The sequence below is a fragment of the Belliella kenyensis genome, from assembly GCF_022549675.1.
GTDB lineage: Bacteria > Bacteroidota > Bacteroidia > Cytophagales > Cyclobacteriaceae > Belliella > Belliella kenyensis.
The window spans coordinates 14,415-34,731 of record NZ_JAKZGR010000020.1 but is presented as its reverse complement, the minus strand read 5'-3'; the positions used below and the strand labels follow the sequence as shown (position 1 = coordinate 34,731).

General features: G+C 36.9%; 19 protein-coding genes. 9 read left to right on the top strand and 10 right to left on the bottom strand.

What is annotated here, in order from left to right; all coding sequences use genetic code 11:
* Positions 1-171: 171 nt before the first annotated feature.
* The 6 genes from MM214_RS17135 to MM214_RS17110 all read right to left on the bottom strand — a co-directional run bounded on the left by MM214_RS17135 (position 172) and on the right by MM214_RS17110 (position 6,478).
* Positions 172-1,944, bottom strand: coding sequence for an SLC13 family permease (locus MM214_RS17135; protein WP_241297397.1), 1,773 nt, complete (start codon positions 1,942-1,944; stop codon positions 172-174).
* Between the two features lie 521 nt (positions 1,945-2,465).
* The gene (locus tag MM214_RS17130; RefSeq protein ID WP_241297396.1) at positions 2,466-3,293 is read right to left on the bottom strand and encodes a ZIP family metal transporter; all 828 of its coding nucleotides are present in this window, start codon (positions 3,291-3,293) and stop codon (positions 2,466-2,468) included.
* Positions 3,294-3,505: 212 nt separating this feature from the next.
* Positions 3,506-4,039 carry a hypothetical protein gene (locus MM214_RS17125; protein WP_241297395.1) on the bottom strand — a complete coding sequence of 178 codons (534 nt, stop codon included), beginning with the start codon at positions 4,037-4,039 and terminating at the stop codon, positions 3,506-3,508.
* Positions 4,040-4,056: 17 nt separating this feature from the next.
* Positions 4,057-4,533 carry a nucleoside deaminase gene (locus MM214_RS17120; RefSeq protein WP_241297394.1) on the bottom strand — a complete coding sequence of 159 codons (477 nt, stop codon included), beginning with the start codon at positions 4,531-4,533 and terminating at the stop codon, positions 4,057-4,059.
* Positions 4,534-4,667: 134 nt separating this feature from the next.
* Complete coding sequence (locus tag MM214_RS17115) at positions 4,668-5,405, bottom strand: LytR/AlgR family response regulator transcription factor (protein ID WP_241297393.1); 738 nt, start codon at positions 5,403-5,405, stop codon at positions 4,668-4,670.
* Positions 5,402-6,478 carry a sensor histidine kinase gene (locus tag MM214_RS17110; RefSeq protein ID WP_241297392.1) on the bottom strand — a complete coding sequence of 359 codons (1,077 nt, stop codon included), beginning with the start codon at positions 6,476-6,478 and terminating at the stop codon, positions 5,402-5,404. The genes MM214_RS17115 and MM214_RS17110 overlap by 4 nt, the downstream gene beginning before the upstream one ends.
* A 327-nt stretch (positions 6,479-6,805) precedes the next feature.
* Here MM214_RS17110 and MM214_RS17105 point away from each other — a divergent pair, with 327 nt between their 5' ends.
* A complete protein-coding gene (locus MM214_RS17105) occupies positions 6,806-9,310 on the top strand; it encodes a TonB-dependent receptor domain-containing protein (RefSeq protein ID WP_241297391.1) in 2,505 nt (834 codons plus the stop codon).
* Between the two features lie 451 nt (positions 9,311-9,761).
* On the opposite strand, the gene MM214_RS17100 is transcribed toward MM214_RS17105, so the two are convergent.
* Entirely contained in the window at positions 9,762-10,742 is a 981-nt protein-coding gene (locus tag MM214_RS17100) for a pyruvate dehydrogenase complex E1 component subunit beta (protein ID WP_241297390.1), read from the bottom strand.
* A gap of 206 nt (positions 10,743-10,948) precedes the next feature.
* On the opposite strand from MM214_RS17100, the gene MM214_RS17095 reads away from it, so the two are divergent.
* The gene (locus MM214_RS17095) at positions 10,949-11,452 is read left to right on the top strand and encodes a metallophosphoesterase family protein (protein ID WP_241297389.1); all 504 of its coding nucleotides are present in this window, start codon (positions 10,949-10,951) and stop codon (positions 11,450-11,452) included.
* A 232-nt stretch (positions 11,453-11,684) separates the two neighbouring features.
* On the opposite strand, the gene MM214_RS17090 is transcribed toward MM214_RS17095, so the two are convergent.
* Positions 11,685-11,822, bottom strand: a complete 138-nt coding sequence (locus MM214_RS17090) for a hypothetical protein (protein WP_241297388.1) — start codon at positions 11,820-11,822, stop codon at positions 11,685-11,687.
* Between the two features lie 132 nt (positions 11,823-11,954).
* On the opposite strand from MM214_RS17090, the gene hisS reads away from it, so the two are divergent.
* The gene (gene hisS, locus MM214_RS17085) at positions 11,955-13,325 is read left to right on the top strand and encodes a histidine--tRNA ligase (RefSeq protein WP_241297387.1); all 1,371 of its coding nucleotides are present in this window, start codon (positions 11,955-11,957) and stop codon (positions 13,323-13,325) included.
* A gap of 262 nt (positions 13,326-13,587) precedes the next feature.
* Here the strand turns inward: hisS and MM214_RS17080 are convergent, their stop codons facing one another.
* Positions 13,588-13,869 carry a hypothetical protein gene (locus MM214_RS17080; RefSeq protein ID WP_241297386.1) on the bottom strand — a complete coding sequence of 94 codons (282 nt, stop codon included), beginning with the start codon at positions 13,867-13,869 and terminating at the stop codon, positions 13,588-13,590.
* 222 nt (positions 13,870-14,091) lie between these two features.
* On the opposite strand from MM214_RS17080, the gene MM214_RS17075 reads away from it, so the two are divergent.
* Together MM214_RS17075 and MM214_RS17070 are read left to right on the top strand one after the other, a co-directional pair.
* Complete coding sequence (locus MM214_RS17075) at positions 14,092-14,424, top strand: YbaB/EbfC family nucleoid-associated protein (RefSeq protein WP_241297385.1); 333 nt, start codon at positions 14,092-14,094, stop codon at positions 14,422-14,424.
* A complete protein-coding gene (locus MM214_RS17070; protein ID WP_241297384.1) occupies positions 14,424-15,425 on the top strand; it encodes a glycosyltransferase family 2 protein in 1,002 nt (333 codons plus the stop codon). Before MM214_RS17075 ends, MM214_RS17070 begins: the two co-directional genes overlap by 1 nt.
* On the opposite strand, the gene MM214_RS17065 is transcribed toward MM214_RS17070, so the two are convergent.
* On the bottom strand, positions 15,422-15,640 hold the full coding sequence (locus tag MM214_RS17065) for a PspC domain-containing protein (protein WP_241297383.1): 219 nt from the start codon (positions 15,638-15,640) through the stop codon (positions 15,422-15,424). The genes MM214_RS17070 and MM214_RS17065 overlap by 4 nt on opposite strands.
* Before the next feature lie 80 nt (positions 15,641-15,720).
* Between MM214_RS17065 and MM214_RS17060 the strand changes: the two genes are divergently transcribed.
* From MM214_RS17060 to MM214_RS17045, 4 genes are all read left to right on the top strand, one after another.
* Positions 15,721-17,514, top strand: coding sequence for a tetratricopeptide repeat protein (locus MM214_RS17060; protein WP_241297382.1), 1,794 nt, complete (start codon positions 15,721-15,723; stop codon positions 17,512-17,514).
* A 125-nt stretch (positions 17,515-17,639) separates the two neighbouring features.
* Positions 17,640-18,626, top strand: coding sequence for a N(4)-(beta-N-acetylglucosaminyl)-L-asparaginase (locus MM214_RS17055; RefSeq protein ID WP_241297381.1), 987 nt, complete (start codon positions 17,640-17,642; stop codon positions 18,624-18,626).
* Positions 18,623-19,372, top strand: a complete 750-nt coding sequence (locus tag MM214_RS17050; RefSeq protein ID WP_241297380.1) for a copper homeostasis protein CutC — start codon at positions 18,623-18,625, stop codon at positions 19,370-19,372. Before MM214_RS17055 ends, MM214_RS17050 begins: the two co-directional genes overlap by 4 nt.
* A 456-nt stretch (positions 19,373-19,828) precedes the next feature.
* Positions 19,829-20,287, top strand: a complete 459-nt coding sequence (locus tag MM214_RS17045; protein WP_241297378.1) for a CBS domain-containing protein — start codon at positions 19,829-19,831, stop codon at positions 20,285-20,287.
* The last annotated feature ends 30 nt before the right edge of the window (positions 20,288-20,317 follow it).

Below are 20,317 nucleotides of genomic sequence, written 5' to 3'. Positions count from 1 at the left end.
TTTTTTTATGGTTGAAAATTTAACTTGATTTTATGGTATTTATGTAATTGTTGAATTTTTTGGTTTAAAAATCAACTGGTATTTACAGTTTTTACAAAATGATAATGTCTTAACCTCCTATATGATCGGTTAAGCTAAGAAAACGGGGGAATTTGCTCAAATTTTGAGTTTTTATAAAGGCCAAAAGAATAAAATCATTGGAATAGCCCCTAAGGTAATGAGTATTGAAATCGGGATTCCCATACGTAAATAGTCTTTGAAAGCATACCCGCCTGGCCCCATGACCAATGTATTGGACTGATGCCCTATGGGAGTTAAGAATGCTGCTGATGCTGCTATTGCAATAGCCATAAGGAATGGTTCAGGTGATACATCCAAGCCTTCTGAAATTCTTAAAGCAATAGGTGCCATCAATACAGCACAGGCGGCATTATTAATTACATTCGATAGGAGCATCGTAGTGACAAAGAAAAGAGTCAGTGTTCCAGCTGGAGGGAAATTCGTTCCTATTCTGATTAATTGGCTTGCAATGGTATTGGCTCCGCCAGTTTCTTCAAGAGCAGTACCCAATGGTAGCATCGCGCCAAGTAGTACGATGACAGGCCAGTCAATTTTTTGATAGATGTCCTTTACGCTTAGTGTTTTTGACAAGATCATTGCCAAGGCTGCTAAAGTAAAACTGATCTGAACTGGGACAAAATCTGTGATGACTAGTCCAATGGAAATAATGAATATGGCAAGTGCAATGATAACTTTCTTGGGTTTGCCCAAATCAAATCCCCTATCAGCTAATGGAAGACAGCCCATTGCTTGAAGACTATCATTAATTTTCTCTGTATTTCCCTGAATTAAGAGTACATCGCCAACTTTGAATTTAATTTTATCTAGTCGCTTTTTGATCTTTTTATCTTGTCTAGAAATGGCCAGTAGGTTTACTCCGAATCTGTTTCTCATGCTTAGACTGCTAGCTGTTTGATTAGTGATGGGAGCTTCGGCCATTATGACCGCTTCTACGATAGATATTTCACTACTTCCTATGGCTTTTTCCTCAGCTTCTTTGTTTGGGACTAGCTTACAGTTACTTTTTTCAAGAAATTCCTTCAGATCCTCACCATCACTTGAGATGGTAATAATATCCCCTTCTCGAAGTACCATATTCATGTCTGGAGCATGAATGAGGTAACTGCTCCTGATCACATTGAGCACTTGGATCTCTGCATCGCTTATTTCATGTATATGCATGAGTGGATTACCTTGGAGTTTGCTATCTTCTTCAATGATAACCTCGGTGATATATTCATCAATATCAAAATAATTGTCTCCTTTAGTACTCCCACTGATTCTTTTTGGAATCCACCTCCAGCCCAATAGGATAATGAAAATTAATCCAATCAAGGTGACTCCAATTCCAACTGGTGCAAAATCAAACATGCGAAATGCTTCTCCAAGCTCCTTGCTTCTATAGCTAGATATAATGATGTTCGGAGGGGTGCCTATTAAGGTGATCATTCCACCAAGTAAGGAAGCAAATGCTATAGGCATGAGTAGGGAAGAGGGTGAGTTCCCGCTTTTCTTTGCCAAATGCAATGCTACAGGCATCATTACAGCAAGTGCTCCGATATTGTTCATGAAAGCAGAGGCAAAGGCTACAATCGTACTCAAAGCTGCTACCTGAAGTGTTGTGTTTTTTCCGATTCGCATTACCCAGTTTCCGATCATGTCAACTAGTCCAGAACTCTGTAGCCCTGCGCTGACTACCAAGATCACAGCTACTGTGACCACTGCTGGATGTGCGAAGCCCACAAAAGCGTCCTCTGCTGGAGTAATTCCAAAAAGCACTAGGGCAAGTAAGCAGGAAATGGCCACAATGTCGTAACGAAATCTGTCCCAAATGAAAAATACCAAGGCAAAAACCAAAATGCCAAATACGATCAGTTCATCCATTAAATTGATTATTGAGGGTGAGATTTGGGGGTAAATATAGCTATATAATCTTTAACGATGATTATTTAAATAGAACCTAGGACTATTGGGGAATTTAGGTTGAATTATAATAATATGGATATACGGAACTTTGCCAATAACATTACAAAATTCCGATTTATCTAACTTCCGATCCAAATTGATACTGGATACTTATGGATATTTACCATTATCAACCTGTTGAGCCAATAAATTGAAGTTACTGCTAAAAAAGCCTATAATCAGATATAATAATAATCAATCGAAATTTACCTATGGTAAATAGGTATGATTTAAGTTTTTTGTTTGAAAGTCTGACTTTAGATAAGTTGAAATATTTGGCGATGATTCTAAAAAAAAATCAATGGTTTATCTTTATTCAAAATTTTTATCAATACACATCTAATTTTTTAAAAATCCGCATTCGGGTGATTTCAAGCTATAATTTTTGATAATCATCAGCTTAATGTATAGAAGAATTGAAAGGGAACGGGATTTCTTCATTATCCTAATGCAACATCTAATATCATCATGATCGTAAAACCTGCCATAAAACCTAAAACGGCCAGATCGGTATATTTATCTCTTTGTGTTTCGGGAATCACTTCTTCGACAACTACAAATATCATCGCACCAGCAGCAAACGATAGCGCATACGGGAGAATATCTTGCATGTAGATCACAGCAATAGCGCCGACTACTCCTGCTACGGGCTCTACAATGGCTGAAAGTTGACCAAACCAAAAGCTTCTCCTTCTACTGACACCATTTCTTCTCAAGGGCATGGATACGGCCATTCCTTCAGGGAAATTTTGTATTGCAATTCCTATAGCTAAGGCTATAGCCGCAGTTATGCTTGCTCCTTCGAAACCCATCGATGCAGCTCCAAATAAGATACCTACTGCTAGTCCTTCCGGAATATTATGTAGAGTAATCGCCAAAAGTAATAAGGTGGATTTGTGCCATTTCGTCTTCATCCCCTCAGATTCACTGTTGTCAAAGTTGATGTGAAGATGAGGCATTAGCTTATCTAACCCGAAAATAAAAAGTCCACCTGCCAAAAATCCAACTGCTGCCGGAACCCAAGAGGGGTAAGGGAATAATTGTTCGGCATGCTTGATACTTGGTGCCAAGAGTGACCAAAAGCTAGCTGCTATCATTACACCTCCTGTAAAACCCAGTAATGTGTCAAATACTGATCTTTTTACTTCCTTAAAAAAGAAAACCAATGAAGCTCCAAGTGCGGTAACCAGCCAAGTAAAAGTAGTTGCAATCAACGCTGACCATACTGGCCCGATTTCTTTGGCAAAAGATTCTAAAGATTCTATCATAGGTTTGGTTTTGTGGAAAAGTAAAATTACCTACCTTTTTTCTTTTATTCCATCTAAATGTATGGTTTGGTTTGAATTTTTGTCCTTAAAGAGAAAATTATTTTAAACTGGATGCCATTCAAAAAAAAATGCCTTGAGGCGTTTTGTTTATCAAATCATTGATCAAACATACGCTTCAAGACATTTATTTGTATTCAGGATTTTTTAATAGATTATTGGATTTCAGGAGACTCTAACTCGATATCCAAATTGACCAATTCAGGTTCTATTTCAAGTAGTTCACTCGCATCTTCATCGCTGATGATATTTCTATCTACCAGTTCAGACACCATGTCCATTTGAATGGCCATGTCTACGTTATCTTTATGAGATTTTTGAAATTTCTTCATCAATTCATCATCTGAAAGATCTGCATACCTTTCTTTTCTGGCTTTTTTGAGTTGCTCCTTTTTTTCTTGTAGCAGGAGCTCTTTTCTTTCTTCAATGCTTCTTTTCCAATCAGATACATATTCGTCAGATAGTGTTGTACCGAAGAATGGTGCTTCCTCTATGGCTATTTTTTCTTTGCTTCCATCATCATGTACTAGGACAAACTCGCTATCACTTTCTTCAAGAAGGTACTGATCGCCAGTCTCTAGGTCTGTGATTTTGTCATCTTCGTAGACAAATCTCTCCTCAATTGATTTCTCTTGCTTACAGGCAAATAAAACCCCTGCACTGAATAGTGCAATCATTAGCTTTTTCATAATTTGAGTTGTTTAATTTAATATACAGTTTTGTTTTCTTTTTTTATCCAATTTTCAAAGACACCTTTTGCATCATCTCTCATGAATTGATGGAAAGGAATGCTTCTTTCTTCGAGAGGTAATTCTAATTCTTCATAAATGAACTGATCATCAAACCCAGCTGCTGCTGCATCTTTTTTTGTGTTAGCATAATATACCTTGCTAGGTCTCGCCCAGTAGATAGCGCCTAAGCACATGGGGCAAGGTTCGCATGAAGTATACAGTTCACAACCTTCCAGCTGGAAGCTGTTAAGATTTTTGCAAGCATCCCTGATGGCGACTACTTCTGCATGAGCTGTGGGATCATTAGTTGAGGACACTGCATTTGATCCTTTTCCTATTATTTGACCATTTTTCACAATAACACACCCAAATGGACCTCCTACCCCTGAATCCATCCCCATTTGGGATAATTCAATCGCCTGCTTCATAAAAGATTTTTGTTGTTCAGTCATAATTTACTTTTTCTAAAAAGGTGTGTGATATTTGGTGCAAAAATCAAACCACAGTACTTAAACTGAGTATTTATAGAAATGTTTCAAAAAGCAATATAAGCTAATTCTAAAAAAATCTTAAAAATAGCAACAATTTATGCGATCCATTTATTCAAAAACTCCATGAAGCTGTCTTTGAAATTTTCACTTACTGTGATTACTGAATCTCCAATATGAACTGTATTGCGAACCACCGCATCGATATGGTCAAGTCCAATAATGAATGACCTATGTATCCGCATGAACCTATCATTAGGTAGCATCTCTTCCATGCTTTTTAGGCTTGTCAATGAAAGTATTGGGTTTGTTTTGCCTTGAAGATGCACTTTTACGTAATCTTTATAAGCTTCGACCACTTGAATATCTTTCAATAGGATCTTGATAAGTTGATATTCCACTTTCAAGAAGATATATTCACTTGCATTCTGAGTGGAGTTTGATAAAAGTGATTTTTCTTTATCTTCAAAATACTGGTATGCCTTAGAGGCAGATTTGAAAAAATCCTCATAGCTGAATGGTTTCAACAAATAGTCCAACGCTTCTACTTTGTACCCCTCAATTGCAAACTGATTATACGCTGTAGTGAAAATTATTCTAGGTTTTGATTTGCCTGGCTTACCATCAATGATTCTAGCCAACTCCATTCCTGATAGATCTGGCATTTGTATATCTAGAAATACCAGATGAATGACTTCTTGATTAAGATAACTAAGTGCTTCAATGGCATTTTCAAAGGAAGCCGATAACTCTAGAAAAGCAGTTTGTTTTATGAATTTGGCTACCAACTCTAGAGCTAATGGTTCATCATCTACAGCAACACATTTTAATTTCATCGGAGATCTATTTTGAGTAAGACATTGTAAGTACTATGTTGATTTTGACTGTCGATTTTCAATTCATACTTATTGTCATAAAGCAAATCTAATCTTCTTTTGGTGTTTTGGAGTCCAATACCGCTATCTTTCCCCTCTGGAGTTCTCTCATTGGTGTTGAAAATGGAGTTTTTGGTGGTCAATATCAGTGTCTGATCTGTTATTTCTATACCTATGAAAATGTGGCTTTCGTGCTGAGAACTTATCCCATGCTTAAAACAGTTTTCAATAAAAGGTAAAAGTAGCATAGGAGCTATCGGGGAATCTTGATATTTTTCCGGTATTGAGATATTTAGTTTGACTTTTGATGAAAGTCTTATTTTCATAAGTTCTACAAAATCTAGTACGAAGTCAATTTCTTTTGATAGCAGCGTATTGCTTTTTTCTGTTTCATAAAGTACATATCTCATCATTCTACTTAGCTTTAGTAAAGCTGATTTAGATTTTTCGATGTCTATATTGGTGAGAGAATAGATGTTGTTGAGTGTGTTGAAAAAAAAGTGGGGGTTAATCTGAGCTTTGAGGTAGTTCAATTCCGAGTCAATTTGCTGTCTCTTTTGTTCTAATCTCAAAGCTTCATCAGCTTGCCACTTTTGGACAGCTGCTACACTGGTGCTGATTCCTATCACCATGAAGAACACCAAAAGTTGTGAAATGTCCCAATAGTAATTGCGTGGCTTGGGGCGGTATGGTGTGTCAGGCCGGTAAGCTTTATGCATCAACTCTTGCATATTTACCCAATCGTCATATGCGATAAGTAAAAGAATGCAGCCCATTCCTGCGATTAGATTGATAAAAAGAAACAGAGGGATTTTGTTTTTGAATAGTATCTTCGGAATGAAGTAAAAATAGTTGATGTAAAACATAAAAATCAAAAGTGAGAAATTCAAACTTTGCTTGATCCAAAACTCGATGGGTCTTTCTACACCAGCTGATAGAGGGGAAAGAATGAAAATCACTAGACCAAATAAAGCCCACCCCAATACATGAGTAAGTAATGAAAGATTTTGTTTGTAATCTGATTGTATTTTCATAAAAGGATGGTTTGGTGTAGTAAACAAAAATAAAATTTTGTATTTAAACAATTATTATCTACCAAATAGGAGATTTTACCGATGAATACGGGATTTTGGTGGATTAATTGTGTTTTGATTTTTTTCTAGATCCTTTATCCTCAAATTCATGGACTTTGTCGATGAATAATTCCATTCAGTCTATTCTATTTTTATTTGAATACAGAAGGAAGTTTCTTTGTTGTAGAAATGTGTCTTTTCTGAATCACAAAAAAAAGTGAGAGCTCGCGAGAAAACATTTTTAAAAAAAAAAATAGTAGAATCAACGTAAGTAAATATATCATAACAATGAAAACAAAATACCAACTATTGTTAGCCTTAGTGCTTTGGATAATGATTTTTCATCAAGTAGACGCTCAAGATAAGCCTGTTTACAAAGTTTCGGGTAAAGTAGTGGATGCTTCTACATCTGAAACAGTGCCTTATGCAGCCGCAGCTTTGATGAATGCGGAGACGAAACAAAATGTGGCAGGTGCTGTAGCTGACATGGATGGAGAATTTGTAATCACTGGCTTCAAAGATGGCTCTTACGTACTTCAGGTGAGCTTTATGGGGTTTGAAGCATATACATCTTCAGTCTTCACTATCAGTGCGTCCAATTCAAACGTAAAATTAGGTGAGGTCAAATTGGAGCAGGAAGCTATGGGTCTAGAAGAGGTAACTGTCCAAGGTCAGCGCCAATTGATTGAAGAAAAAGTTGATAGGACCATTTATAATGCCGAAAATGATCGTACCACAGCAGGTGGAGATGCTAGTGACGTCCTAAGGAGAGTTCCTATGCTATCTGTGGATCTTGACGGTAATGTTTCCATGCGAGGAAGTTCAAATATCTTAGTACTCATAGATGGCAAGCAGTCTGCTATTGTTGCAAGTAATATTTCGGATGCATTGAAACAGATCCCCGCAGAAGAAATCAAATCTGTAGAAGTGATTACTTCTCCTTCAGCAAAATATGACGCAGAAGGTACAGGTGGGGTTTTGAACATCATTACTAAAAAGAACAACCTACAAGGAGCGTCTTTGAACGTAAACACAAGTGCTGGCCTCAGAGGTTCAAATCTTGGTCTTAATGCTAGTCTCAAAAGAGGAAAAATGGGTTGGACGCTTGGGGGTTTTGGTAGAGCTGGATACAATATTTTGGGTTCTTTTGAAAACACACAGACTTTAATAGCTTCAGACGGGACAACTTCTTTGGTCCAGCAGCAAGCAGACACAAGAAACAATATGCTCTTCGGTAGATATAACCTAGGCTGGGATTATGAGATTTCCAAAAAAGACTTTTTGACAGCATCTGCAAGTATTGGACTGAGAAATATGCGTAATAGACAAGATGGCTTATTCACAGAGACTTTTCAGGATGATCAATTAATCTCCGCATTATTGAGCGATGTCAATACAGATAATCTCTCTAATACAGTAGATGTGAATTTCAACTATACCAGAACTTTTGATATACCTCAGAAGGAGTTTAGTATTTCTGGATTGTATAGTAGGAATAACAATACGAACGATTTCATCAATAGCCTTTACAATGGAACTTTCACTGATATCATCAGTAGGGTAAAAAATGAAAATTTGGGCGTGAACGAAGAATACACAATTCAGCTTGATTATGTAACTCCTGTAGGGAATAGCAAAAATCAGATTCTAGAATACGGAGCAAAAAATATATTGAGAAGGGTGACTTCAGATTTTGCTTATTTTACAGCAACTGGAACTGATGGGCCATTTGAAAAAATTGAAGATGCAACATTTTCCAATCAATTTACATATGATCAAAATGTGACGGCCGCATATGCTTCTTATACTTTGGGTCTAGGTAATGATTATACATTGAAGGGGGGACTAAGGTATGAATATACTGTAATCGAAGCCGATTTTAGAGATTCCGATTTGCCTGCGGAGATTCCTTCCTATGGGGTGTTTGTACCAAGTTTTAATTTCGGTAAAAAACTATCCAATGGCAATATGATCAAGGCAGCTTACAACAGAAGGATTCAGAGGCCATCTTTACAATTCTTGAATCCAAACTTAAACCAAGCAAATCCTCGGCAACAGTCTCAAGGTAATCCTTTGTTAGATCCTGAATTGACGGATAATTATGAGTTAGGTTATAGTACATTTATTGGAGGGAGTTCATTGAATTTTTCTTCGTACTTTAGAAATACCACAGGATCTATTCAGCCTATAAGAAATGTAATTGAGGAAGACGTGATTTTTACCACCTTCGAAAATATTGGTAGAGAAAGGGCTGTAGGCTTAAGCATTTTCACCAACATCAGTGTGTCGGGTAAGTTTTCATTGAATGGAAGTATAGATACTTATTACTCTATGCTTACCAATGGTCTCAATGACCCTAGAAATGCAGCATCAAATGAAGGTTTTGTGGTAAGTGGTAGGTTGTTCGGAAATTATACATTGCCTAAAGATTGGCAAATCCAAGGTTTTACATTTGTCAGAGGTAGACAAGTTCAGCTTCAAGGGTCTGCTGGAGGTTTTGGAATGTATGGAATGAGTATCAATAAACAATTCAACGAAAAGAGAGGTACAATAGGATTTGGCGCAGACAACTTTTTTACACCAGAATTCAGAATCAATAATGAATTGGTGACACCTACGATCATACAACAAAGTGTAGTGGGAATGAGAAACATGAATTTTAAAGTCAATTTCTCTTATAGAATAGGAAAGCTTAGTGTAGATGGAGGAAGAAGAAGAAAAAGAGGCGTGACCAATGATGATATGAAAGAAGGTGGAGAAGGTGCTGCTGGAGCGATGATGAATAATAATTAAGATTTAAAAGCTTGATTCAAAAGAGGCTGTCAGGATAATTCTGATAGCCTTTTTTGATTTACTGATTATACGTTTTTTTACCAGTAACTTCAATTCATTGGCTCAACAGGTTGTTAATGGTCAATATCCATAAGTATCCAATATCAATTTATATCGGAAGTTAGATAAATCGGAATTTTGTAATGTCATTGGCAAAGTTCCGTATATCCATATTTCATTTTTATGAATTACCAGATCAGCTCACAGAGGTGTCAATTGTTGAGGGGGTTTGAGTAACTTTTAATTTGAATAGGGTAGTTTATTTTAAAAATTGATTTAAGACTTTTCTTTTTCTCTATCCAAAAGGTATTTGTAGAGATTGCTAATAGGTGGTTTTTAATATTTGAATGAAAAATGCCGACCCAATCAATATGATCGGATCGGCATTTTTTATGTTTTGTAAATTGTTGTATTACTTCTTATACATCACTTGCTTCACTGCTTCCAGAGTTCTAGCCACATTTGGAATAGTAGCATCGATATAGGTAGGCGCGTAACTCAAAGGGATATCCATAGAATTGACTCTGATGACTGGAGCATCAAGATAGTCAAAAGCATTTCTCTGAAGATGGTAAGCGATTTCAGATGAAATAGCCGCTATAGGATTTGCCTCTTCTATAACGACACATCTATTGGTTTTCTTTACTGACTCCACTACCGTAGCATAATCTATTGGTCGTACAGTCCTTAAGTCTATCACCTCAGCTTCTATGCCATCCTTGGCAAGTTCTTCTGCTGACTCAAGTGCTACTTTCATCATTTTACCAAAAGAAACAATAGTAACATCTTTCCCTTTTCTCTTGATATCAGCTACACCGATTGGCAATAAATATTCTCCTTCAGGTACTTCACCTTTATCAGAATACATCAATTCTGATTCCATGAATATTACTGGATCATTATCTCTGATGGAGGCTTTTAGCAAACCTTTGGCGTCATATGGATTCGAAGGGACCACCACTTTCAAGCCAGGGGTGTTCGCAAACCAATTTTCGAAATTTGAAGAGTGTGTTGCACCCAGTTGACCAGCATTACCAGTTGGACCTCTAAATACAATTGGTACATTATATGCTCCACCTGACATGGCCAACATCTTTGCCGCAGAGTTGATAATCTGATCAATCGCTACAAGTGAGAAGTTGAATGTCATAAATTCTATGATAGGTCTAAGCCCATTCATTCCAGCTCCGACACCTAATCCCGCGAAACCTAGTTCAGCTATAGGGGTATCATATACTCGGTCTGCACCGAATTCATCTAACATTCCTTGCGAAACTTTGTAAGCTCCGTTGTATTCTGCCACTTCTTCGCCCATGAGGAACACGTTTTTATCGCGTCTCATTTCTTCGGACATGGCTTCTCTCAATGCTTCTCTGAATTGTATAACTCTCATTTCTTGTTCAAAATTTTCGTGCGTAAAAATAGAAAGTAATCGGGCAATTCCAAAACTGAACCAGGATGTTTAGCCTATATTTTGATGATTATTGCGTGCTTTGTCTGAATTGATGGATTTCTAACATGAAGTCTTAGGATTACTTCTCGATTTCATTCGATCAACTAATGGAAATTAGTATTTTTGATAATCTAAAAACTTCGTATTTGAAAAGAATAGGATTGATATCGGATTCACATGGTTATATTGATGATGCAATCATCGAGCATCTGAGTCATGTGGACGAAATATGGCATGCGGGTGATATTGGAGATTTGTCTACATTGAATGCATTACCAAAGGGCAAGGTGCTCAGAGTTGTGACTGGAAATATTGATGATCATGTAGCGAGATCGGCCTTTCCAGAAGAACTTTGGTTTGAAGTGGAGGGATTGAAGATAGGTATGCTCCATATAGGTGGTAAGCCACCAAGATACGCTAATGGAATAAAGAAAAAGATTAGAGATCATCACTGTCAGCTTTTCGTTTGTGGTCACTCTCACATATGTAAAGTGGAGTTCGATCCAAGTGTAGGTTGTCTTTACATGAATCCTGGTGCCATTGGTCGACACGGATTTCATATGATAAGGACAATGTTAATATTTGAGATAGAAACTGGGCAATTAAAAAATCTCAATGTCATTGAACTTGGAAAGAGAAGCCAGATTTAGATATCAGTAAATTATTGAGGCGTCTTAGGATATTTAAATAATTGCATATTGATCGAGGATTAATCAATAATTTTTTTGAGTTAGTACTTTTGGTATGAAGTCAAGTGATCAATCAGTAAAAAATGGCAAGTTTTACGGGATTTGATTGGATGCCAATTCGTGGAAAAATAAAAAAGGTAACGATTTGATCGCTACCTTTCTTATTTCTTTAGAAAATTTTCAAGTCTCATCCTTAGAAGTTTTTCTTCAATTCTTCTACATCAACATTTTTGATTACCGGCTTGGCACTCAATTGCTTGATTTTGATAACTCTTGTATTCTGAGCTTGTCTTTTTCTTCTTAGTTTTCTTTTTAATGTAGTAACAGCCATCGTATTATCTGTTTATATGATCTCAAATGAAGCGCAAAATTAATATAAAATTCTGAATTGACCGTGTTTAAGTAGTAAATTTTTTAATTGTTTGTAAGCTTCTGTTAACTTTGTCAAAAAAACATCCTATTCATGGCAATTCAAAAACCAAGTCTTCCAAAAGGTACTCGTGATTTTGGTCCATTACAAATGGCTCGAAGAAACTACATCTTTGATATAATCAAAGATACTTTCAAATTGTTTGGCTTCCAGCAACTGGAGACACCAGCGATGGAAAATCTCAGTACGCTTACTGGTAAATATGGTGATGAAGGCGATCAATTGCTTTTTAAGATATTAAATAGTGGTGATTATCTAAAAGATGTGACTTCAAAAGACTTAGAAGCGGGATCTGTTGCCACGCTGTCTAAGGTTTCAGAGAAAGGTCTTCGCTATGATCTTACAGTACCATTTGCAAGGTACGTAGTGATGAATAGGAATGAGGTGACTTATCCATTCAAAAGATTTCAGATTCAGCCTGTTTGGAGAGCCGATCGACCACAGCGAGGAAGGTATAGGGAGTTTTATCAATGTGATGCAGATGTAGTGGGGACAGATAGCTTGATATGTGAGTTGGAAATTTTGTTGATGATCAAAAGAGTTTTTTCCAAATTAGGATTGAGAGATTATAGCATCAAGCTGAATAATAGAAAAGTGCTAGCTGGCCTTGCGGAGGTCATTGGAGTGCCTGGAAAGGAGTCAGAATTATGTGTTGCTATAGATAAGTTGGACAAAATCGGCTGGGTAAAAGTTCAAGAAGAATTGCTTGGTAGGGGTTTTGAAAATGAGGCTATTGAAAAACTTGGGCCTATCATAGATTTAAAAGGAAACAATAAAGAAAAATTAAATTTTCTTAAGGTGTTTTTGAGTTCCTCTGAGATTGGAGTCAAAGGTATAGAAGAGTTGCAAAGTGTCTTTGATTTGTTGGCGAGCTATGGATCTGATGAAACTTATGTCGATTTTGATGTGGTTTTAGCTAGAGGGTTATCTTATTATACTGGTGCTATTTTTGAAGTCAAAGTAAACAATGTAACTATCGGATCTGTAAGTGGTGGAGGTAGGTATGATAACTTGACAGGAGTTTTCGGATTAGATGGAGTTTCAGGTGTGGGATTTTCTTTTGGCGTAGATAGGATATATGATGTTCTCGAAGAACTAGACCTTTTTCCTAAAGATCAGCTGGTAGGGACAAAAGTTTTGGTTACCTATTTTGATGAGGAGGGTGTGAGCTATGGGCTGAAAACATTGGCAGCATTGAGGGAGGCTGGCGTTGAATCTGAACTTTTTCCAGACCTAGCCAAGATCAAAAAGCAATTTACTTATGCTGATAAGAAACAGATTCCTTTCGTGATAGTGTTAGGATCTGAAGAAATCAAAAATGATTTGGTGAGTTTGAAAAATCTTAAAACGGGTGAGCAATCTTCCTTAACTGTAAAGGAAGCAATAGAGCTTGTCAAGTTATAATTCAAGCAAAGAAGCCTGCCGAACTTTATGTTCAGCAGGCTTTCTGGATTTTTTAGTAATGCTATATATTTGACAGAATATGCATTTCGCTAAATTTTTATTTTTCTTTTAGATTAATCTCTATCTATTATCTATCAACATTCAATTTTAAACCCATTCCAGTTGACCGATTTTTGGGATTAGACTATTTCATCATGATTTTATTCAACCTTCTATATTGTATTTGATCAGGGTTAGGAATTAAATAAAAAGAGTGGGAGAATCAGCTAACTTCATGAATAGATGAAACAGGAATATGAATCCCTCCTTTAAGTGAAACGAAATCCTGACCAACAGCCCAAATGGTGGTGTCTACTCTGTAAGTCTTTTCGTCAGTAGTCTCGAAAATGATTTGAACTTTACTTTGTAGTAAGTTACCCAATGCCTGAGCTCTATATAGATCACTCCACCTTTTTTTTATTTCATCTGCGCTTGATAAAACCTCAGCCTTTTTAAAGGATAGATTTTTAATTTCTTCTTTCTCGATTTTTTCAATGGTTTTCATGGGTACTTCTAAGGGTTAAATGTTTCAATACAGATAATATACTGATAATATGTTGTAAATGTTTTGTTTTATGGATCAAATTATTGAATAATTTTCAAACTAAAAATTATATTTTTATTATTTTACTTTTAATGAATTTTCTTTGGTTAGTGATTTGTGTTGATAGAATTATAAAAATCTTATATTTGTCAAGAATAAGTATTTCATATAAATCGATAAGGTATGTTTGATTTCATGAATATCATGAATAAGGTAAAGGAAGCTCAAGCCAAGATCAAAGAAACTCAGGCCAGGCTAGTACATTTGACAGCAGAAGGTGAGGCTGGAGCTGGGATGGTTCGAGTGACAGTGAATGGTCATAGAAAGGTACTTGGTATTGAAATGGATGAATCTTTGATCAATCCAAATGATAAAGAAATGCTTGCAGATTTGACAGTAGCAGCTACAAATAAAGCTTTGGAAGCTATTGAATTTAAGATCAAGGATGAAATGAAAGCAGCAACAGACGGTATGTTGCCTAATATACCAGGAATGGATCTTGGTAGCATGTTTTGATGCGTGAAGCTGCCATAGTCATATTGAATTATAATGGGGAAGAAATGCTGCAAAGGTTTCTTCCTTCTGTTTTATTACACTCGACTTACCCCATAATTGTAGCTGATAATGCCAGCACGGATAGGTCTCTGAAAGTTTTGGAACTAAATTTCCCAAGTGTTCAAATTCTGAGAATGAATTCTAATGCAGGTTTTGCAGGAGGTTACAACGAAGCTTTAAGACTTTTGGAAGGCCAATATGAGTTTTATATCCTGCTGAACTCAGATGTTGAAGTTACCAAGCAATGGGACATAGATTTGATAGAGTACCTTAAGCTTAATACCAAAACATGTGCTGTTCAACCCAAAATTACTTCAGCTTTGCATCCAGGCTATTTTGATTATGCAGGAGCTGGGGGAGGGTTTTTGGATAGCTTAGGGTATCCTTACTGTAGGGGAAGAATATTCAATACCATAGAGCGAGACAATGGTCAATATGACGATTCAATCAGAGTAGATTGGTCTTCAGGTGCTTGCATGGCAGTTCGCTCAAGTGATTATCATAGGGCAAATGGCTTTGATGATAGGTTTTTCGCCCATATGGAAGAAATAGATCTTTGTTGGAGATGGAGAAGTATGGGGAAAGAGATTCATTATTGTGGAAAAGTGGAAGTCAAGCATTTAGGAGGAGGAACTTTATCAAGATCAAATCCGAAAAAAACCTATCTGAATTTTAGGAACTCCCTCTTGATGTTGGATAACAATCTTAGACAATCTGAACTCTTATGGAAGTACTTGATAAGATTGGTTTTGGATATTATTGCTGCGGCAGTTTTCCTCTTTCAAGGTAAGCCTCATGATGCTATTTCTGTGCTCAAAGCACATATAGGATTTCTCAAGCTAAGAAATAAAAATTCAAACAAAGATGTGGCATTAAAGTTGCCGAGTAGATCGACGAATAATGTAGCCTCCATACTATGGCTTTATTATATCAAAGGAAAAAAGAAATTCTCCCAACTTTAGTCAAAAAGTACAGGATTATTCATTTTTCTAAAATATTTGCGAATTTTCATGGTCATAGCCATGACAATGTACATAATCACCGGAGAGCCCAAAGTAATGAATGAGCTGTAGATGAAAAATAGACGGATACTGTCGATAGGGAAGTTGAACTTCTCTCCAAGTCTTGAACATACACCAAAGGCGCGATCCTCAAAAAAGAGCTTTAGCTTATTCATTTTGCTTTTGAATTTGAGTGATTTGAAAACAATACAATAAAGTTATAACAATAATTGGAGTAATCTATTTTAATGCCAATATGTTTAAATTAATAAGAAATATTTCTCAAGCATTGCTTGTTGTTGTTCTCCTGAGCAATTGTAGTCCCAAGTTAAGAAAATACGACAATCTATTGGATGGTATTGTAGCAAAACCTCAGGCATTGACTATGCATAGGGATTCGGTAAGATTCAAACTTGAGGGAGCCATACCACTTCAATACCTGAAGAGTGATGTGAGAATTTTGCTATATCCTGAGTATAGCTACGGTGAAGGTGCTTTGCGTCTCGCAGAAATTGTTGCTTTTGATGGTACCTATACCAAAATCATCAATCAAGCAAAAGTTGAAGCTGATTTTGTTTTTCCTTATTTGCCTGGAATGGAGTCTGGAGAGTTGATCGTCCGAGGACTAATTATGCAAAAAAACAAAGCTAGGAATGTCACTTCGAAAAAAGTAGCTGATGGGCTTTATACCACACCACTGCTAGCAAGAGTGGGGCAAGTCACTCCCGATGAACCTATCCCACCTATAGGAGTATACATGAAATCTGATTTTTCTGAATTACAGCGTGAGGTGATCAAAGTGCATTCTGTGAAGTTTGGGCTAGGAAGTAGCATGCTTGATGGCAATACCTTAGTAGGTGAGGATGGGAAACCTATCTTAAGTTTTGTGGAACCAGGTAAAGTCTTGAAAAAAGTTAATGTCGTTGGACTGCATTCACTTGAAGGACAGGAGTTGAACAAGCCAGATTTAGCACAGAGAAGAGGAGAGGCTGTGAGGCAGCGAGTGAGGACGGTTATCAATAATCCCAATATTCAAGTCACCTCAAGCTTTAGATATCAGGACTGGTTTGATCTCAGAGTTCTTTTGGGGGACTATGATGGGATTAGCGCATCACAAAAAGAAGAAATTTATAATGTCATTCTTAGCAATAAATCTTTTGACACACAATTACGAGATTTGCAAAGGTTGTCTAGTTATGCCAAAATTTCTAGAGATCTATTTCCAAAACTTCGATTAGCAAAAATTGAGCTGACCTATGAGAATACAGGCTTTTCAGATCCTGAGGTAGCAGCCAATGTGCACAGGTTATTGCAAGATGGCAGGTCTATCAATACGATGACAAAAGAACAATTGATCTACGCTGGGGAATTGGCTTCTAGACTAAGTGAGAAGGAAAGAATCTACACTAAACTTGCGGAGCTGTATAACTCCGAGCTGGCCCAAAATAACCTTGGAGTAGTATACCTCAATATGGCTCAAAGGGAGCTGAATCTTAAGGAAAAGAATCAATTGATCACGCGTGCGATGACAAATTTCAGGCAAGCTAATAGGATGAATGCTACTTCATACGCTTTTCATAATCTGGGTCAAGCCTACCTACTTAGAGGAGATTATTTTGAAGCGTATGTAGCTATTTCTGAAGCATCTTCTCTAGAAAGAGACGAGACCAATGAGTTTTTGAGATTCAATGAGGGACTAAGAGGTGCGATAGACATTATCAATGGTGACTATAAGTTAGCTACAATTCGCTTAAATAGGGCACCAGAGAATTCTCACAACCTTTTCAATAAGGGCTTGGCCTACTTTTTGGCAGAAGATTACAAGAACGCATTAGAGTCTTTTGAAGAGTCAGTTCAAGTTGATAGGGATTTTGGTTATGGATTTTATGGTTTAGCTATGGTGGCCTCAGTCTCTGATGATAGATCAAGTTTATTTGAGAATTTGAAAAAAGCCGTGCAAAGAAGTGAGTTTCTACGAGAACGTGCCTTAAACGATTTGATCTTCAAGCGATTTAGGGAAGATCAAGAATTCCTTGAAGTATTCAAGTGATAAAAAAAGTCAGTCATAAATTATTGACTGACTTTTTTATTTTCAATCATTATACAAACGGTTTTTTTGACTTACATAATTTTTTCTACTTTGAGCAAAATTCAATAATTCTAACGTGATTCTATATGACCAATAGAAGATCATTTATAAAAAAATCTCTTTTAGGTACGGCCATTATAGGGCCGACATTAAGTCACATGGCTTGTAATGCCAAAGGAGACTCAAAGATAGAAGAAAAGCATAAGCCTCTTATCCTTTCTACTTGGGCACATGGAATGCCTGCCAATGATAGGGCTTGGGAAGTATTGTTGTCTACAGGCGATGTGCTGAATGCGGTAGAACAGGGGGTGATGGTGACAGAACTTGATCAGAGTAATTTGTCTGTGGGTCTCCAAGGCTTACCTGATAGGGAAGGGATCCCAACCTTAGATGCTTCTATTATGTTAGGAGATGGATCTTGTGGATCGGTAGGGTTTGTACGTCAGATAAAACATCCTATTTCTTTAGCTAGAAAAGTAATGGAGAATACGCCTCATGTAATGCTTGTAGGGGAAGGAGCTCGTCAATTTGCCATTGAAGAGGGATATGAATTGGAAGAAGAGAAATTAAGTCCTAGAGCTAATGAGATGTTTCAGGATTGGAAAAAGACCTCAAAGTATAAACCTATCATCAATATTGAAAATCATGACACGATTGGTATGATAGCTCTAGGTCCAGATGGTAAGATGGCAGGTTCGTGTACTACCTCAGGATTAGCATACAAAATGCATGGAAGGCTAGGGGATAGTCCGATTATAGGTGCAGGATTATTTGTAGATGAAGAAGTAGGTGCTGCTACAGCCACTGGCTTGGGAGAGTCTATCATTCGTATATGTGGGAGTTTTCTCATTGTAGAATTAATGAGACAAGGTAGGAGCCCTCAAGAGGCATGTGAAGAGGCCGTTAGAAGACTGATTTCGAAAAATAAAAATATAGATGATATCCAAGCTGGCTTTATAGCTTTCAATAAAGAAGGTGAGTTTGGAGCTTACGCTGTGAGACAGGGATTTAATTATGCAGTCCATCATTATCAAGGGCAGAACTTGATAGATTCAAAATATAAATTGACATGAGAAGAATTTTGATTGAAGCACCAGTATTCACTGTCCAAGCGGCACTTCAAGCAGCAAAATGTGGGATCGACAGAATTGAGTTATGTGCAGATTTTGGAGAAGGAGGTGTGACACCGAGTGCAGGTATGTTGAGTTTCCTGAAATCAACTATTGATATACCAATTTTTGTCATGATAAGACCTAGGGGAGGAGATTTTTTCTATGATACTTCGGAGTTGGATATCATGGAGCATGATATTAGAATACTGGATGACTTGGGGGCAGATGGGTTCGTTTTTGGGATGCTAGATGCTCATGGACGTATAGATAAGGAGGCGTGTCATAGATTAATACAAGCAGCGGGATCCAAACCTTGTACTTTTCATCGTGCATTTGATGTTTGTCAAAATCATGAGGAAGCTTTGAAAGATATTGTAGCATTAGGCTTTGATAGATTACTTACTTCAGGTGGTAAAGCTAACCCAGGTAAGGGAATGGGTAATTTGGAAAATTGGATAGGTGAATTTGGCGATCAAATCATCATTATGCCTGGAGGTGGTCTAAGTTTAGATCATATGGATCAGCTTTTAGCTTTGGACGAGTTAAAAGAAGTTCATGCAAGTTGCAAGGTTTACACCGCAAGTGAGGTAGTATACGAGCATAATCAGGAAGAGATCAAAATGTCTATAAGTCCTGATCATTTTTATCAAAGACTTACTGTCGATCCAGAATTAGTAGCTGCATTTCTAAGAAAAATAAACAGATAAGGGGTCCAAGTATTTGTTGTGTTTTTATCATTATGTATATCGGTTTTATGGATATACGGAACTATGCCAATAACATTACAAAATTCCGATTTATCTAACTTCCGATCCAAATTGACATTGGATACTTATGGATATTGACCATTAACAACCGGTTGAGCCAATGAATTGAAGTTGCTAGCAAAAAAGCGTATAATCAGAATCGGTTTTTATAAAAGAAGAAGTATTTTATTCAAATAATAGATTGCTTTGAGATGGGTATCAATTTATATCTAGATCTTGAAAATGCCAAATATGACTTGGTTGCTGGTATCTTTACGGATTTATATTTATTAATTTGAAGTTTTGGTATAAAGTTAATGCTTTGAAAAGATTGGGGATTTTTAATTTCGCTATTTAGGCTTTTGATATATGATTTTTTTTGTCTAATTTGAAAAACACTTCAACCCAAAAAAAACCATGGTAAAAAGCTTTCAAGGAGTAAGGTTGGCTGAACCTAAAAAGCAATCAGCAGCCATTCTCGTATCTGAACACATGTCAACAAATTTGGTGACTTTCCGTCCGGAGGATACTATAGATCAAGTTTTGGATCTCTTGACAAAACGTAAAATTTCTGGTGCCCCAGTAGTAAATGAAAAGGGGGATCTAGTAGGGATTATATCCGAAGTTGATTGTCTAAAGGAAATAATCAAAGGCAAATATTCTAATACACCTTCATTTCCTGGAACTGTTGCGGAGCACATGTCCAAAGATGTCATTACTCTAAGACCAGACATGTCTCTTTTTGATGCAGCTAAAGAATTTCTTGATCGCAGAATAAGGAGGTTTCCTGTTATGAAAGAGGGTAAGTTAGTAGGGCAGATTAGCTTGTCGGATGTGATCAGAGCATTCCCTAAGCTGAAATCAACCACTTGGTGATACCTGAGATTCAGTTTTTGCTTGATAGTT

Coding starts and splice junctions, on each gene's coding strand:
- MM214_RS17050 (WP_241297380.1), top strand. CDS start 18,623: ATGAGAAGAATTTTGATTGAAGCACCAGTATTCACTGTCCAAGCGGCA.
- MM214_RS17060 (WP_241297382.1), top strand. CDS start 15,721: ATGTTTAAATTAATAAGAAATATTTCTCAAGCATTGCTTGTTGTTGTT.
- MM214_RS17055 (WP_241297381.1), top strand. CDS start 17,640: ATGACCAATAGAAGATCATTTATAAAAAAATCTCTTTTAGGTACGGCC.
- MM214_RS17110 (WP_241297392.1), bottom strand. CDS start 6,478: ATGAAAATACAATCAGATTACAAACAAAATCTTTCATTACTTACTCAT.
- MM214_RS17125 (WP_241297395.1), bottom strand. CDS start 4,039: ATGAAAAAGCTAATGATTGCACTATTCAGTGCAGGGGTTTTATTTGCC.
- MM214_RS17075 (WP_241297385.1), top strand. CDS start 14,092: ATGTTTGATTTCATGAATATCATGAATAAGGTAAAGGAAGCTCAAGCC.
- hisS (WP_241297387.1), top strand. CDS start 11,955: ATGGCAATTCAAAAACCAAGTCTTCCAAAAGGTACTCGTGATTTTGGT.
- MM214_RS17100 (WP_241297390.1), bottom strand. CDS start 10,742: ATGAGAGTTATACAATTCAGAGAAGCATTGAGAGAAGCCATGTCCGAA.
- MM214_RS17080 (WP_241297386.1), bottom strand. CDS start 13,869: ATGAAAACCATTGAAAAAATCGAGAAAGAAGAAATTAAAAATCTATCC.
- MM214_RS17130 (WP_241297396.1), bottom strand. CDS start 3,293: ATGATAGAATCTTTAGAATCTTTTGCCAAAGAAATCGGGCCAGTATGG.
- MM214_RS17115 (WP_241297393.1), bottom strand. CDS start 5,405: ATGAAATTAAAATGTGTTGCTGTAGATGATGAACCATTAGCTCTAGAG.
- MM214_RS17105 (WP_241297391.1), top strand. CDS start 6,806: ATGAAAACAAAATACCAACTATTGTTAGCCTTAGTGCTTTGGATAATG.
- MM214_RS17045 (WP_241297378.1), top strand. CDS start 19,829: ATGGTAAAAAGCTTTCAAGGAGTAAGGTTGGCTGAACCTAAAAAGCAA.
- MM214_RS17120 (WP_241297394.1), bottom strand. CDS start 4,533: ATGACTGAACAACAAAAATCTTTTATGAAGCAGGCGATTGAATTATCC.
- MM214_RS17135 (WP_241297397.1), bottom strand. CDS start 1,944: ATGGATGAACTGATCGTATTTGGCATTTTGGTTTTTGCCTTGGTATTT.
- MM214_RS17070 (WP_241297384.1), top strand. CDS start 14,424: ATGCGTGAAGCTGCCATAGTCATATTGAATTATAATGGGGAAGAAATG.
- MM214_RS17065 (WP_241297383.1), bottom strand. CDS start 15,640: ATGAATAAGCTAAAGCTCTTTTTTGAGGATCGCGCCTTTGGTGTATGT.
- MM214_RS17090 (WP_241297388.1), bottom strand. CDS start 11,822: ATGGCTGTTACTACATTAAAAAGAAAACTAAGAAGAAAAAGACAAGCT.